This window comes from Bacillus sp. DNRA2 (assembly GCF_012843265.1).
Classification (GTDB): domain Bacteria; phylum Bacillota; class Bacilli; order Bacillales; family Cytobacillaceae; genus Bacillus_BU.
In genome coordinates, this window is sequence record NZ_JABAIT010000006.1 from 151370 (window position 1) to 165963 (window position 14594).

12 protein-coding genes are annotated in these 14594 nt (G+C 41.5%); 9 read left to right on the plus strand and 3 right to left on the minus strand.

What is annotated here, in order from left to right:
• Positions 1–186 precede the first annotated feature (186 nt).
• Complete coding sequence (locus HHO41_RS07610; protein ID WP_169097107.1) at positions 187–1911, minus strand: alkaline phosphatase; 1725 nt, start codon at positions 1909–1911, stop codon at positions 187–189.
• Positions 1912–2190: 279 nt separating this feature from the next.
• A complete protein-coding gene (locus HHO41_RS07615) occupies positions 2191–2445 on the minus strand; it encodes a LysM peptidoglycan-binding domain-containing protein (protein WP_169097109.1) in 255 nt (84 codons plus the stop codon).
• Positions 2446–2609: 164 nt separating this feature from the next.
• On the opposite strand from HHO41_RS07615, the gene HHO41_RS07620 reads away from it, so the two are divergent.
• Positions 2610–2765, plus strand: a complete 156-nt coding sequence (locus HHO41_RS07620; protein ID WP_169097111.1) for a YwzD family small protein — start codon at positions 2610–2612, stop codon at positions 2763–2765.
• A gap of 149 nt (positions 2766–2914) precedes the next feature.
• Here HHO41_RS07620 and HHO41_RS07625 read toward each other — a convergent pair whose 3' ends face one another.
• Positions 2915–3817, minus strand: a complete 903-nt coding sequence (locus HHO41_RS07625; RefSeq protein ID WP_348981236.1) for a helix-turn-helix domain-containing protein — start codon at positions 3815–3817, stop codon at positions 2915–2917.
• Positions 3818–4761: 944 nt separating this feature from the next.
• Between HHO41_RS07625 and HHO41_RS07630 the strand changes: the two genes are divergently transcribed.
• The 8 genes from HHO41_RS07630 to galU all read left to right on the plus strand — a co-directional run bounded on the left by HHO41_RS07630 (position 4762) and on the right by galU (position 14526).
• A complete protein-coding gene (locus tag HHO41_RS07630; RefSeq protein WP_169097115.1) occupies positions 4762–6576 on the plus strand; it encodes a polysaccharide biosynthesis protein in 1815 nt (604 codons plus the stop codon).
• Between the two features lie 109 nt (positions 6577–6685).
• The gene (locus HHO41_RS07635) at positions 6686–7855 is read left to right on the plus strand and encodes an aminotransferase class I/II-fold pyridoxal phosphate-dependent enzyme (RefSeq protein WP_169097117.1); all 1170 of its coding nucleotides are present in this window, start codon (positions 6686–6688) and stop codon (positions 7853–7855) included.
• A 32-nt stretch (positions 7856–7887) separates the two neighbouring features.
• On the plus strand, positions 7888–8478 hold the full coding sequence (locus HHO41_RS07640; protein ID WP_169097119.1) for a YdcF family protein: 591 nt from the start codon (positions 7888–7890) through the stop codon (positions 8476–8478).
• Positions 8479–9040: 562 nt separating this feature from the next.
• Positions 9041–9787: a YveK family protein gene (locus HHO41_RS07645; RefSeq protein ID WP_169097121.1), complete on the plus strand. Its 747-nt coding sequence runs from the start codon at positions 9041–9043 to the stop codon at positions 9785–9787.
• Entirely contained in the window at positions 9777–10490 is a 714-nt protein-coding gene (locus HHO41_RS07650; RefSeq protein ID WP_169097123.1) for a CpsD/CapB family tyrosine-protein kinase, read from the plus strand. The genes HHO41_RS07645 and HHO41_RS07650 overlap by 11 nt, the downstream gene beginning before the upstream one ends.
• Before the next feature lie 130 nt (positions 10491–10620).
• Positions 10621–11385, plus strand: a complete 765-nt coding sequence (locus tag HHO41_RS07655; RefSeq protein ID WP_169097125.1) for a tyrosine-protein phosphatase — start codon at positions 10621–10623, stop codon at positions 11383–11385.
• A gap of 406 nt (positions 11386–11791) precedes the next feature.
• Complete coding sequence (locus HHO41_RS07660) at positions 11792–13621, plus strand: polysaccharide biosynthesis protein (protein ID WP_169097127.1); 1830 nt, start codon at positions 11792–11794, stop codon at positions 13619–13621.
• 20 nt (positions 13622–13641) lie between these two features.
• The gene (gene galU, locus HHO41_RS07665; RefSeq protein WP_169097129.1) at positions 13642–14526 is read left to right on the plus strand and encodes a UTP--glucose-1-phosphate uridylyltransferase GalU; all 885 of its coding nucleotides are present in this window, start codon (positions 13642–13644) and stop codon (positions 14524–14526) included.
• The last annotated feature ends 68 nt before the right edge of the window (positions 14527–14594 follow it).

The following is a 14594-nucleotide window of genomic DNA, read 5'->3' on the forward strand; positions in this document are numbered from 1 at the left end:
CGAGCCCAATCGTTACCTCTAAAGCACAAACCAACACGCCAGGGGTAACGAATCGAACCTAATCGTCACATCTGAATTGCAAAACCCCACCAGCAGTACACCCTCCGCAGCCCCAAAATGACCTATTTTTAGAAAAAACCATTCCACGCACCCAGCCAATCCAAAACAAACACAATCTGCATCCGCTCACTCATCCACCACCGCCACAAACCATTCCTTCCCATCAAACACATTCGGCGCCGGCACCATCTCTTTCACACCATTTCGGAAAAAATAATTCCGATTCTCAGGGAACACAAGCGTCTCGCCACTAGGCAGCTTAACCTCCAGCACCGGATCCGCTGACCTGGCCCCGCGAATCGTTAAAACACCCTTAGCAAAATGCTCTTTCGCAGCTACATACCTTAGCCCACGACCCTTGCCACCGCTGCCATCATCAGCTCCAAAACTAAACCCCAGCTGCCCAGCAATCACCCCAGCAAGCTCCGTATTATCCAACAACCCGCTCGGCTTCCCAGGCCCAAATCCATACAAAAATACATCCTCACCCGTATGCCCATGCGTCGTAAACCCGAGCCGGGACCGCTTCGCCATCATCCGCGTCATCCCCCGCTCAAGCTCCTTCACATCATCCCGTGCCCGCTCCAACGACCGCCACTCATCCCTAGTCAAATCCTTCAGCCCGTAGCGCACCGCCACATCCCGCAAATTCCCACGATCCTCATCCAACGTCGCCAGCGCACCCTCAAGCGTCAGCCCAGCCCGCTTCAACGGACCCACAAACAAATCAGGCTCCGATTTCATATACGTTTTATCAGTCGCACCACTTCCAATCGACAGCCCGCTATTGCCATGATCAGTCACTGCCAACACCAGCGTATTTCCATCCTTCCGCGCAAAATCAAGCGCACTCCGCACCGCTTCATCAAAGCCGAGCACCTCGCTCACCATCCCGACCGGATCGTTCTTATGCGCCGCCCAATCCACCTTGCTGCCCTCAACCATCAGAAAGAAGCCACGCTCTTTCCGAGCCAACAACCCAATCGCTGCCTCAGTCATCTCCGCCAAAGTTGGCTGCTCCGGCGTCAACGACTCCCGGTCAAAATGGTTGCTCATGCCATACTCCGCAAAACTCCCCCAGACCTTCACATCCCGAGCCACGGCCGTACCTGCACCATCCGCACCCGACCCAAGACCCGAGCCTGAACCACCTACACCACCGCTACCCGGCCCAGCCCCACCACCCGAACCACCAGCACCACCGCCCGACCCGCCAACTCCATCTCCAACCACCTTCGCCAACTCACTCCGATTCCGCACAACCCGATACCCCAACTCCGCAAGCACCGGCACCAAATCCTCCCGATCACTCCGATTCCGAGCCACAAGCGAACTCATCCCGCCGCCAAGCACCACATCCAGACCCTGAAACACCTGCTGCTCCGCAATATCCCCATACTCACTCCGATGCCGCGCGTGCGAAGAATAACTCGCCGGCGTCGCATTCTGAATCTCCGACGTCGCCACAAGCCCCGTCGCAAGCCCCGCACTTCGAGCCGCCTCCACCAAATTCACCGCCGGCACCAAACTCCGCTCCTCGGCACCAGGCACCATCCCGACCACCTCATGCACCGTCTTATGCCCAGTCGCAAGCGCCGTCCCAGCTGCTGCCGAATCCGTAATCGCTGAATAGAGCGAACGAGTCCGCACCCCGCCAACCAACACCTCATCAAGCGACAGCGGACCACCCTTATACAGTCGCGTCAGCGCCACTGCACTCGAACTCGTCCCATCCATCACCATCATAATCACATTCCGTGGCTTGGCCGCCTCAGCCTCAGCCCCAACCCCAACCCCTTCGAGTAAAAATAAAGACAACATCAGCACAACAACCAGTAATCTCCGTACCATAAAAACTCCCCCTGATAGCTCAAAATAGATACTCTATTTTTTACTATGCGTGGGAAATTTATGTAGCTGACAAAAAACTCAATTTGCTATTTTTGGAGAGGGGAGGTGGACACAATCGGCATCTTCGTAAGAGCCACAAACATCCAGAGCCAGCTCTTAATGGTAGTGACATTTTCCACATACGTCGATAAATCATCATTTTGCGTCGATAAACGCCAAATCTGCGTTGATAAATGCTTAAAACGCGTCGACAAATCGCCCAAATGCGTTGATAAACGCTCAACCACCCCTCTTCGAGGTGTGACAATCTCCACATTGACCGATAAATTTCGCAAAGCGATCGATAAAAAAGCAAAGGCGACCGATAAAAATCGCCAGGATCAGGACTAGAACACTATTGACAGACATTGGAACCTTTATCGCTTGTCCGGCATAAATTAAATCAGAGCTAATTTGATTAGCTGTTTTTAGATTTTGGACAGTAGTTCCGTGCTTTGCAGTGATTCCGCCTAGCGCATCAAAACTATTAATCAACTAGTGATAGTGTTTTCTGTGATGTATATTGTCGATAAATGGTAATAGTCAACGATAGAGGTAAATGTTAGAATATTGTCATACTTTGTAACTGGAAATCGATTTACAGCAATTGGAATCGTTTGTAAAATAGGAATTGTGAGACTAAAGGAGGACTAGCAGAAATGAACCAAAACTATCATGAAAGCCAAACAAACCAAGCACATTTTCAAGAACTCATAAGACGAGCATATGAATTGGGGACGACTGATAAGGAAATCACTGTTGGCAACCTACTCGAGGAAATTATGAGAGACTTAAGAACATTAGTATCCAAGTAAACTATCAATCAATGGATGCCCAATTATCTACATAAATAAAAATAGACCAGCCCCACTATTACATAAATAGCAGTACCAGTCCTTATTTTATTAGTTCGAATTAAAAAATTACAAAAACTGAAATAACCCAAGCCCACCCGCAAACAAACTTAACAAGGGGCATTATGTACGTTTTTGTGCCACTGTGCAATTTTCCCTTGAATAAACTGGATGTATTTCTCATCCTTTTGCAGCTCGAAGATAATCAACGCCCGTTTCATGCAAGCTTTAGCTCGCTTGAAATTCTGCTGCAGCTCGTAATTATAACCAACCTGATAATGGAGCTCGCCAAGCAAATAAAGATTATCACGCTCAATACACCAATCAATCGCCTCATAGCAATGCGCGTTCGATTCCGCGAATCGGCCAAGCCTCGTAAAGGTCCGCGCAATATTGTACAACAAGCGGCTCATAATCGTCTCATCCTGCAAATCAGTGATCAACCCCAAATTCTCCCTTGCCGGCATATACACAGCCAGCGCATCATCAAGTTGCTTTTCCTCAAAATAAATCACGCCTTTAGACAGCGAAATTTCTATTTCTTTTTCATTCCAAATCCGTTCAAATGTTAAGGCAATCGCCTCATCCAACGTCGAGAGCGCACGATCCATTTGTCCATGAATGTTATACTCACAAATGCCTTTATGCCACAAGAGTTCCTGCAAATGATGGCGGTTTTCTTTAAATAGCGGGTTCTTCATTTCTGTCTTGATGATTTCCTCGACCGTCTCGTAGTCATGATTGCGCCGTGCAATCTTCAGCTGGCGACTGACCTCCCTAACATAATCAAGCCGCGGCGTCCTGCCAATATCGAAGAAATAGTTCACATCGACACCAAGTCGCTGCGAAATGAGATAGAGCGTAGGGGCATATGGGTAGACATCGCCCTTTTCGATTTTGCTGATTTGTGCCTGTGTGCAAATCCCACTCGCAAGCTCCCGTTGCGACAAACCATATACCTTTCGCAATTCCTTAATCTTTTTTCCAATCGCTAAAAAATCCACAACAACCACATCCTTTTTCGAATGTGTTTCTTAAAGTCCGTACAATATCCTACTTCCAATTTACCATAGATTGTAAATATTCCTAAAATTATGACTTGATAGGAATAACATAGAAAATGGAAGAAAACTACAAATAAACTCGTCAAAACGGCACAATATGCCAAAATCAGGCAGAATTTGGCTGTGTTTTAATAGTAAAGGAAGTAAATCAGCTATTGGTTTATATTTTTCTAAATTTCGTTTTAGAACGAAATCATTAATCTCCTTTTATCACTTTGTGTTCGCACAAGGTGACTTTTTTGTATACGAAAAAAATGAATGAAATACTTTAGTAGTCAAGAAATAATGGCCTACCAAGGAAAAAGTCGAAAAAACTTTTTACTTTTGTAAAATACAAATTTAGGAAAAAAGTAACCGTCTAAAACTACCTTTATAGGTATTTTGATTGATAAAATCAAGACAAACAAACGTGATTACAGCGGTTGTTCTTTAAAAAGAACAAATGTGACTTCCAAACACAACCAAATATAAGAACATTTTCCTAACATAAGAAATGGAAAAACACTTCCAAATTCTTACTTTTAAATAGTAAAAAAATATAGTTTAATAATTTATGAGTATACAATTCAGAAAATTAAATAGAATCAGATAAAAGTAACACATTGGTTTTAGGTATGTTGGCGTAACAATTTTGGTTTGAATTATGCTTTCGTTTTCCAGTGTAAATTTGTTTTGCGGTGATGCCTCCTGGCCGTTAAAAATGGAGACACTCGGCTGTCCTGTGGGATATAGATTTATAGCCTTAGATACATGTTATCAAGAGGATGGTGTGAGGGTGGGTTAGATGCCCAATTAAATAAATGATGAAAAAATAGCTAATGAAAGACCGTGTATCCGCTTACATGATTTTCCATTAGCTATTTTTTTCAAAAAAAACCGAACGGAGGTTAACGATGACATATCGGAAAAGACTGACAACCTTTATATTACTAGATTCGATGATTGTCATGACGGCGATTTTCTTAAGCTATTTGACGCTAGAAGCGTATTTGCCGTCCTATGAACTACCGGCGCTCCTTACGTCATCGCTTGCCTTGTTACTTAGCCACCATTTCTTTGCGTACGCTTATAAACTCTATAACAAAGCTTGGCAGTATGCTAGTGTCGGTGAACTTGTTGTCATCGTCAAGGTCGTGACGTTCTCCATTCTCACTACCCTCGTTGTGCAGCTCGTTGCTTTCCAGAACGGTTATATTCGAGCACTTTTGCTAACATGGATGCTTCATGTTCTGTTCATCGGCGGTTCACGCTTTTCACGACGGATCATCCAAGATAGACAAAATCGTAGACAGAAGGCTTTCAAACGGACACTTATTGTTGGGGCAGGAGCAGCAGGAACAATGGTCGCGCGCCAGCTCATCCATAATCAAGACATTGACCTGAAGCCAGTAGCCTTTGTCGATGATGATACGACAAAAATCAAACTCGATATCCTTGGCATCCCAGTTATCGGCACAACTAGCCAAATCGCCACGATCGTTAAAAAGTATGCGATTGAAACAATAGTCATTGCGATTCCATCGCTTAGTAATAAGCAAGTTAAGCATATTGTCGATGAGTGTGTTAAAACAACGGCGAAAACGCAGTTCATTCCAAAGCTTGAGGATTTAATGACAGGGAAGGTTTCCGTCAAGCAAATGCGTGAAGTTGAAGTAGAGGATTTGCTCGGGCGGGATCCAATTGAATTGGACATTGCGATGATTTCTGAAAACCTAAATGGCAAAACAGTGCTCGTCACTGGAGCGGGTGGTTCGATTGGTTCAGAAATTTGCCGGCAAGTGTGCCGGTTTAATCCGCTAAAAATCGTTCTTGTTGGCCACGGCGAAAATAGTATTTACCAAATTGACATGGAGCTCCGTAATCGATATCAACAGGAAATCGAAATTGTTCCAGTCATTGGCGATGTTCAAAGTCGTGAACGCATCTTCACGATCATCCAAGAACATCAGCCGAACATCGTATATCATGCCGCAGCCCATAAACATGTTCCGTTAATGGAAGTAAACCCACGCGAAGCGGTCAAAAACAACATCTTCGGTACCAAAAATGTTGCGGAAGCAGCGCAAGCTAACAATGTTGACACGTTCGTGATGATTTCAACCGATAAAGCGGTCAATCCAACTAATGTGATGGGAGCGACAAAACGGTTTGCGGAAATGGTGATTCAACAGCTTGCCGAATCCAAACAAGGCACGACCAAGTTCGTCGCAGTCCGTTTCGGTAATGTCCTTGGCAGCCGTGGTAGCGTCATTCCGTTATTTAAAAAGCAAATCGAAGCAGGCGGACCCGTAACTGTCACCCATCCGGACATGACTCGCTACTTTATGACGATCCCAGAAGCATCGAAGTTGGTTATCCAAGCGGGGGTATTGGCACGTGGCGGTGAAATCTTCGTGCTTGATATGGGTGAACCAGTAAAAATTGTCGACCTCGCTAAAAATCTGATTAAGCTTTCAGGCTATCATATTGATGAGATTGGGATACATTATTCTGGGATTCGTCCAGGCGAAAAGATGTACGAGGAGCTACTAAACGAAAACGAAGTCAATCCAAAGCAAATTTTCCCGAAAATCCATATGGGTAAAGCTGTAATGATCGATTCATGGCTGCTAACTGAATTGGTGGACAAGCTCTTAACCATCCCTGAAGCAGATATGTGTGAGACGCTAATCAAAGTGGCGAATAATCAGTTTGAACTGCAGATTTAGTAGGGGTATTTGTGTGAACAGTCCATCAAGGTCTTAATTCACAGATCATATAATTGTTGTTCCTTTGTCGATGGAAATTAATAGATGCATTACACAGGAGGGGAATCCAATGACCCAAAATCGTATTTATCTGTCATCACCACATTTAAGCGGCAATGAACAGAAGTATATCAGTGAAGCATTTGCGACGAACTGGATTGCGCCTCTTGGCCCAAACGTTGACGGGTTCGAACGTGAAATCGCTCAATACGCCGGTGTTAAAGGAGCGGCAGCTGTTAGTTCAGGTACAGCAGCGATTCATTTGGCGCTCCAATTAATAGGGGTCACCAAAGGAGATACCGTATTTTGTCAGAGCTTTACGTTCGTAGCAAGTGCTAATCCAATTATCTATCAAGGAGCACAACCTGTTTTCATCGATTCTGAACCCGAAACATGGAACATGTCACCACAAGCACTTGAGCGTGCGTTATTACATGCAAAAAAAGAAGGCAAGCTTCCGAAGGCTGTTATCAGTGTCAATCTATATGGGCAAAGTGCCAAAATGGATGAAATCGTCAGCCTTTGCGATCAATACGGCGTCGCACTTGTTGATGATGCGGCTGAATCATTAGGTTCTTATTATAAAGGCAAAATGACCGGAACATTTGGCCGTTTCGGGATATATTCTTTTAATGGTAATAAAATCATCACCACTTCAGGTGGCGGTATGCTTGTTTCAAATGACGAAGCTGCCCTTGAGAAAGCTCGATTCTTGGCAACACAGGCTCGGGACGTTGCTCCATATTATCAGCACAGTCAGCTTGGTTACAATTATCGAATGAGCAATATATTAGCTGGACTTGGTCGGAGTCAATTGGAAGTAATTGAGGATCGCGTCGATGCTAGAAGAGCGGTATATAATCGATATGTTGAAGAACTCGGTCATATCGATGGAATAAGCTTTATGCCAGAGCTAGCGGGGACGAAATCAAATCGTTGGCTAACTGCACTAACGCTTGATTTGGCAAAAATTAATACAACCCCTGTTGAAATCGCCCAAGAGTTGGCAAAAGAAAATATTGAAGCTCGTCCAGTCTGGAAACCATTGCATCTGCAACCTCTTTTCGATGGAACAAAATTCTATTTCCATGACAAAGACCAAGCAGTCTGTGAGCAGCTCTTTGAAACGGGACTATGTCTGCCTTCAGGCTCTAATATGTCATTAGAAGATCAAAACCGAGTCATCGAAGTATTAGCGGAGACTTTAAACAAGAAAAATGCTATTTCCGAAATAGCATAATAGGGATTGTTTGAAATGAATTTGGAGACAATATGAGTAAAAAATTAATTGCTATCATTTTGATTGTGGTGGTCATTGTGTTATTCATTTTCGGTTTTGCTGGAAGATTTCTTGTCATAGACGAAAAACCAAAGAAGTCTGCAGCAATTATCGTCCTTACAGGTGGTGGCAGCGATCGACTTGAACGAGCTGTACAACTCTATAACTACACCAAAGCTCAATATCTTATCATTTCCAATGGCACAGAGGATAACTACTACCAAGAAGCACTTTTAATGGGAGTACCAAACCAATCAATTATCTTAGAAAATCAAGCTGATAGTACGACTGACAGTGCCGTATTGACAATTGATATCATGGAGAAACATCGACTGAAATCTGCGATAGTCGTTTCATCGAACTACCATATGCGTCGAGTGAAACATAATTTTGATAAAATAATTGGTGATAAGAATATAACTCTAACATATTGTGCTAGTAAGGATAAATATTATCGGCCAAATAAATGGTGGGCATCTGGCGATGCTGTCAATTTGACATTCAATGAATATAGTAAATTAATTGGCAATGCGCTTGGAATCCACGGCGATACAGCCAAGGAGATATTAAATACAATTGAATAGGAAAGAGAGGGGATCTTATTTTTGTGAAGATCCTCTTTTTGTTTTCCTTTCATAATTAATAAAATTGCAAAAGTTAGACGAGTTTCTTCTATTATATAGAGTGTGACATATAGCACACTTTTGATTCGGAATGATTTGGTTGTAAAATGAAATTTTGGTAGGATAGCTACATAATTAGATTTTAAATACATATTTGGAAATAAGGATACAAAAATAATTATAATCATTCACATATCTGTTAATTAAGAATGAAAATAATATAAGCACCGTCGAAAATATCGGTTATTATATTATTATAAAAATTCAGGCTTTATGTTTCTTAGATAATGTTTTGGAGTAACATGATGAAATCTGAATTGGTTTTAATACAGATAAAAACGGAAAATCCTACTTGAATGATGAAAATTATTCCCATTCTAAAAAATTTCCTTTCAATTTCCACTAAAATGGTATTACAATAAGTAAGTGGTTCGCAAAAATCGATAGGATAATAGAAAATGAGACAGCGAAATATGATATAATACAACAGGTTTATACAAAAATTCGCGCTTCGGAGGATGAAATGGAAGAAACAATTAGCCTAAAAGAATTATTTCAAACGTTGCGGAAAAGACTTGGATTAATATCCGTCATTACGATAACAGCCGTACTAATCAGTGGAATTGTTAGCTATTTTTATTTAACACCGATTTATCAGGCTTCAACACAACTTCTTGTAAATCAAACGAAAAATGAGCAGTCCGTTTACAGTCCAAGTGAGGTGCAAACGAACCTCCAGTTAATCAATACTTACAATGTCATTATTAAAAGTCCCGCGATCTTAGATTTAGTAGCTGGGACAATTGGCAATGATATGACAGCAACTAAATTAAATGGAAAGATTACAGTCGGTAGCGAAAAAGACTCTCAGGTCGTGAATATATCTGTACAGGATCCAGATCCAGCGATGGCAGCGAAAATTGCCAACACTGTTGCTGATGTATTTCAAAAAGAAATCGTTAATATTATGAGCGTGGATAACGTGAGCATTCTTGCAAAAGCTGCAGTTGCCGAAAATCCAGTTCCAGTAAAACCTAATCCACAGTTAAACATCGCAATTGCTTTAGTTGTTGGCTTAATGGCAGGGGTTGGGATAGCGTTCCTATTAGAATACTTAGATAACACTATTAAAACAGAACAAGATATTGAAAAAATCCTTGAAATGCCAGTGTTGGGCGTTATTACAACAATCGATGAAGAAGAAACGAAGGCACTCAGTCATCGTGTGAATCGAAAATCCAGAGTAAGAGGTGAGACAGTTGGTTCTTAGAAAAAAAACAACACAAACATCCCACGGTCAAAAACGCAGTCTCATCACAAAACTTGCACCTAAGTCATCGATTTCTGAGCAGTATCGGACGGTTCGGACTAATATTCAATTCTCTTCAGTTGATGACGAGATCAAATCGATTATGGTTACATCAGCCGATCCGGCTGAAGGTAAATCAACGACTGTTGCAAACTTAGCGGTAACATTTGCACAACAAGGTAAAAAGGTATTGCTTGTTGATGCTGATATGCGTAAGCCAACTGTGCATTATACGTTTCAAGTTGAAAATGTGTATGGTTTAACCAATATCTTAACAAAACAGAAATCATTAGAAGAGGCAATTAATACAACAGATGTCGAATTTTTAGATATCTTAACAAGCGGTCCAATCCCGCCGAATCCTGCTGAATTGTTAGCTTCAAAGGCGATGTTGGAGTTTTTAACTAAGGTTGAAGACCACTATGATGTGATTTTGTTTGATACACCACCCATTCTTGCTGTGGCCGATGCGCAAATTTTAGCAAACTTGTGCCAAGGTAGCGTTTTGGTTATTGCCAGTGGCAAGACCGAGATTGAAAAGGTGGCAAAATCAAAAGAATTATTAGCAGCAGCTAAAGGAAAGTTGCTTGGTGCGGTATTAAATAATAAGAAAATGGATAAGTCGAATTACTATTACTATTATGGGACGTATGGACATAAATAAGACAAAAAAGGTGATTAGAATTACAAAACAAGTCAAAATTCGACAATTTCCAACTCTTTACCAACGGTTGGAACGGTGTTAAGATTCGTATATGTCGAAATGATAAGAAAATAAATTGGGGTTGATAGCGATGATTGATGTACATTGTCATATATTGCCGAATGTTGATGACGGCGCTGAAAATATACAAGCCAGTATGGCGATGGCTCGTGAAGCTGTTCGGCAAGGAATTACTACAATCATTGCTACACCCCATCATAAAAATAATCAATATGAAAACCCTAAACCTCAAATTCTTACTAAGGTAACTGAGCTTAATCAAGCATTAGCAAATGAGAAGATTCCGCTAACTGTGTTACCTGGTCAAGAGATTCGTATTTCTGGAGAGGTACTCGAAGACTACCAAAACCAAGAAATTCTTTCCTTAGCCCATTCCAATTACTTTTTAATTGAATTACCGACAGGGCATGTGCCGCGCTATACGGAGAAACTACTCTATGATTTACAAATGGAGGGCTTGGTACCGATCATCGCCCATCCTGAGCGGAATCAAGAATTAGTCCAGAGTCCAGATTTACTTTATCAGTTTGTCAAAAAAGGTGCACTTACCCAAATCACTGCGGCTAGCGTCTGTGGGGCGTTTGGTAAAAAGATTAAGCAATTCTCACTTCAATTAATTGAGGCAAACTTGACTCATTTTGTTGCATCAGATGCTCATAATCTAGTAAATCGGACGTTTATGATGCAGCAAGCTTATCAGCAAATTGAATCTAAATACGGTATTGATGCTGTATATATGTTCAGAGAAAATGCCGAGTTACTCGTTGATGGCGAACGCGTTTTTAAAGAAATGCCAGAACGGATCAAAAAGAAGAAGATCTTTGGGCTCTTTTAAAAGAATTATAGTGATGCTGATCAATTAACTACAACAAATGTCAGGCTTAATCCTGATCGGCGAGGCTTCCTAACCGATATCGACGGAGGCACTCGATCACGCTGTGGGACGCATGATAGTGTTGTCCTTAGACGCTTGTCGTCGAAAGTGTGGTGTGAGGATGGGTTCGATGCCCATATACTTCATTCTAATCGGATATTTTGTTAATGATTTCGGTTTCAACAAGCTCATATTGATAATATCAATAAATATCTAATGATAGTTCGTGTGGAACATGGGTTATCATTAGATATTTATTTGTGTAAAAACGTTACACAGTTAGAAAAAAATATTTCTATTTACATTATTTGCAAAACCATCCTGTTTTATGGGGGTGTTTTGTAAAAAAAGAAAGGAACTGGTTGCTTTGGCCTATCGGAAACGGATTACGATTCTCGCCTTATTAGATTCAATCATTGTGCTCACTGCCATTTATATTAGTTATTTTACCCTTCATCCGGATTTTTCTATGATATTTTCTCAGCCAACTTTGTGGTTTACTTCGGTGGCTTTGTTATTAAGCCATCATTTATTTGCATCTATTTATAAATTGTACAAAAAGGCTTGGGAGTATGCCAGTATTGGTGAGGTTAAATCAATTGTAAAGGCGGTAACTTTTTCGGTTGGAATTACTTTGGTCATGCAACTGATTGTATTCCGAGATGCTTATTTACGTGCACTACTGATTACGTGGATGCTTCATATTATTTTAATTGGTGGCTCGCGGATTTCATGGCGCTTATTTCGGGATCGCTACATTAAATCACAACAACAAATGAAGAGGACGTTGATTATTGGTGCTGGAGCAGCGGGTACTATGGTTGTACGTCAGCTTTTAAATAATCATAGTACTGAATTAAAACCTGTTGCATTTATTGATGATGATCCACGTAAGTACAAGCTGGATATTTACGGTCTTACTGTAGTGGGGAATGTTGATGACATCGCCAAAATAGTTGAAAAATATAAGGTAGATAAGATTGTCATTGCAATCCCGTCTCTAAGTCGTAAAGAATTAAAACGGATATATGATGAGTGTGCCAAGACCAAGGCAAAGACACAAATTATGCCAATGATTGAGGATATTATGCTTGGCAAAGTATCGGTTAATCATTTCCGTGATGTTCAGGTTGAGGATTTATTAGGTCGGGATCCAGTTGAATTAAACATTGCCGGGATTTCTGAGTATGTCAGTGGCAAGACAGTTCTTGTTACTGGTGCAGGTGGTTCAATTGGTTCGGAAATTTGTCGGCAGATATGTAAGTTTAAGCCGAAAAAGCTATTACTACTAGGTCATGGCGAAAATAGTATTTATACCATAGAAATGGAGTTGCGAAATTCGTTTCCATCTTCGATGGAAATTATTCCTGTTATTGGTGATGTTCAAGACAGAGAAAGAATTTTTGAAATTATGAATCTGCATCGGCCAGATGTGGTGTATCATGCTGCGGCGCATAAGCATGTGCCACTTATGGAGTATAACCCTAGAGAGGCTGTTAAGAATAATGTTTTCGGTACTAAGAATGTTGCGGAGGCTGCTGACACCTTCGGTGTTAATACTTTTGTGATGATTTCGACTGATAAGGCGGTTAATCCTACGAATGTTATGGGTTCGACGAAGCGGATTGCGGAGATGATTATTCAGGGGCTTGATCGGACAAGTAAGACGAAGTTTGTGGCGGTTCGGTTCGGGAATGTACTTGGTAGTCGTGGTAGTGTGATTCCGTTGTTTAAGAAGCAGATTCAGGCTGGTGGACCGGTGACGGTTACACATGAAGAGATGACTAGATATTTTATGACTATACCTGAAGCCTCACGGCTTGTTATTCAGGCAGGATCTTTAGCACGTGGTGGCGAGATTTTTGTACTTGATATGGGTGAGCCTGTTAAGATTGTTGATTTAGCGAAAAACCTTATAACCCTTTCGGGTTATTCGATAGATGAGATAGGGATTTCTTTTTCAGGACTTCGTCCTGGGGAGAAGATGTATGAGGAGTTGCTGAATGAGAAGGAGATTTATCCTGAGCCGGTTTATCCGAAGATTTTTATTGGGAAGGCAGTTTTGGAGCAGGAGGATGAGGTGGAGTATTTGCTTGAGCGGTTTGAGAAATTCTCTTCGGATGATATTAGGGAGTATGTATTAAACTTGGCTAATCGCCGAGAAAATGAAATATACAAACTTGTAGTAAATAGATAGAGAGAAAGGTTGAGATGCTTTTGAAGAAGGTGCGTAAGGCAATTATTCCTGCTGCGGGTTTAGGAACAAGATTTTTACCAGCAACAAAGGCTATGCCTAAAGAGATGCTTCCGATTGTAGATAAGCCAACAATACAATATATTGTTGAAGAAGCAATTGCTTCTGGAATTGAAGATATCATTATTGTAACTGGTAAAGGGAAGCGTGCAATTGAGGATCATTTTGATGTGGCGCCAGAGTTGGAGTGGAATTTAGAGGATAAAGGGAAGTTTGAAATTTTAGATAAGGTTAGATATTCTACTAATCTTGCTGATATTCATTATATACGCCAGAAGGAACCGAAGGGTTTGGGCCATGCAGTTTGGTGTGCTCGCAATTTTATCGGTGATGAACCATTTGCTGTTTTACTGGGTGATGATATTGTTCAGAGTGACACCCCGTGTCTAAGACAGTTGATTAATGAATATGAAGAAACTCACTCGTCTGTAATTGGAGTTCAAACGGTTCCTGGTAGTGAAACACATCGTTATGGAATTGTTGATCCTTCGGTTCAGGTTGGTAGAAGATATCAGGTTGGGAATTTTGTGGAAAAACCTAAACCAGGGACTGCCCCTTCAAATTTGGCGATTATGGGGCGTTATGTTTTGTCTCCAGAGATTTTTATGTTCTTGGAGCAGCAAGAGACTGGGGCAGGTGGAGAGATCCAGTTAACGGATGCGATTCAAAAGCTTAATCAAATTCAACGTGTGTTCGCTTATGATTTTGAGGGAAAGCGGTATGATGTTGGGGAAAAGATTGGGTTTGTGAAGACTACAGTGGAGTTTGCAATGCAAGATAATGGATTGAGGGATGAACTGCTAGAGTTTCTAGATGAGGTTTTGGAGATGTATAGGGTTAGGGGATAAAGACCAGCCTTTTTATTTAGGAATTTTTCAAAGAAACTGCGTTTTTTATATTGTTGGTTATAGTGCAT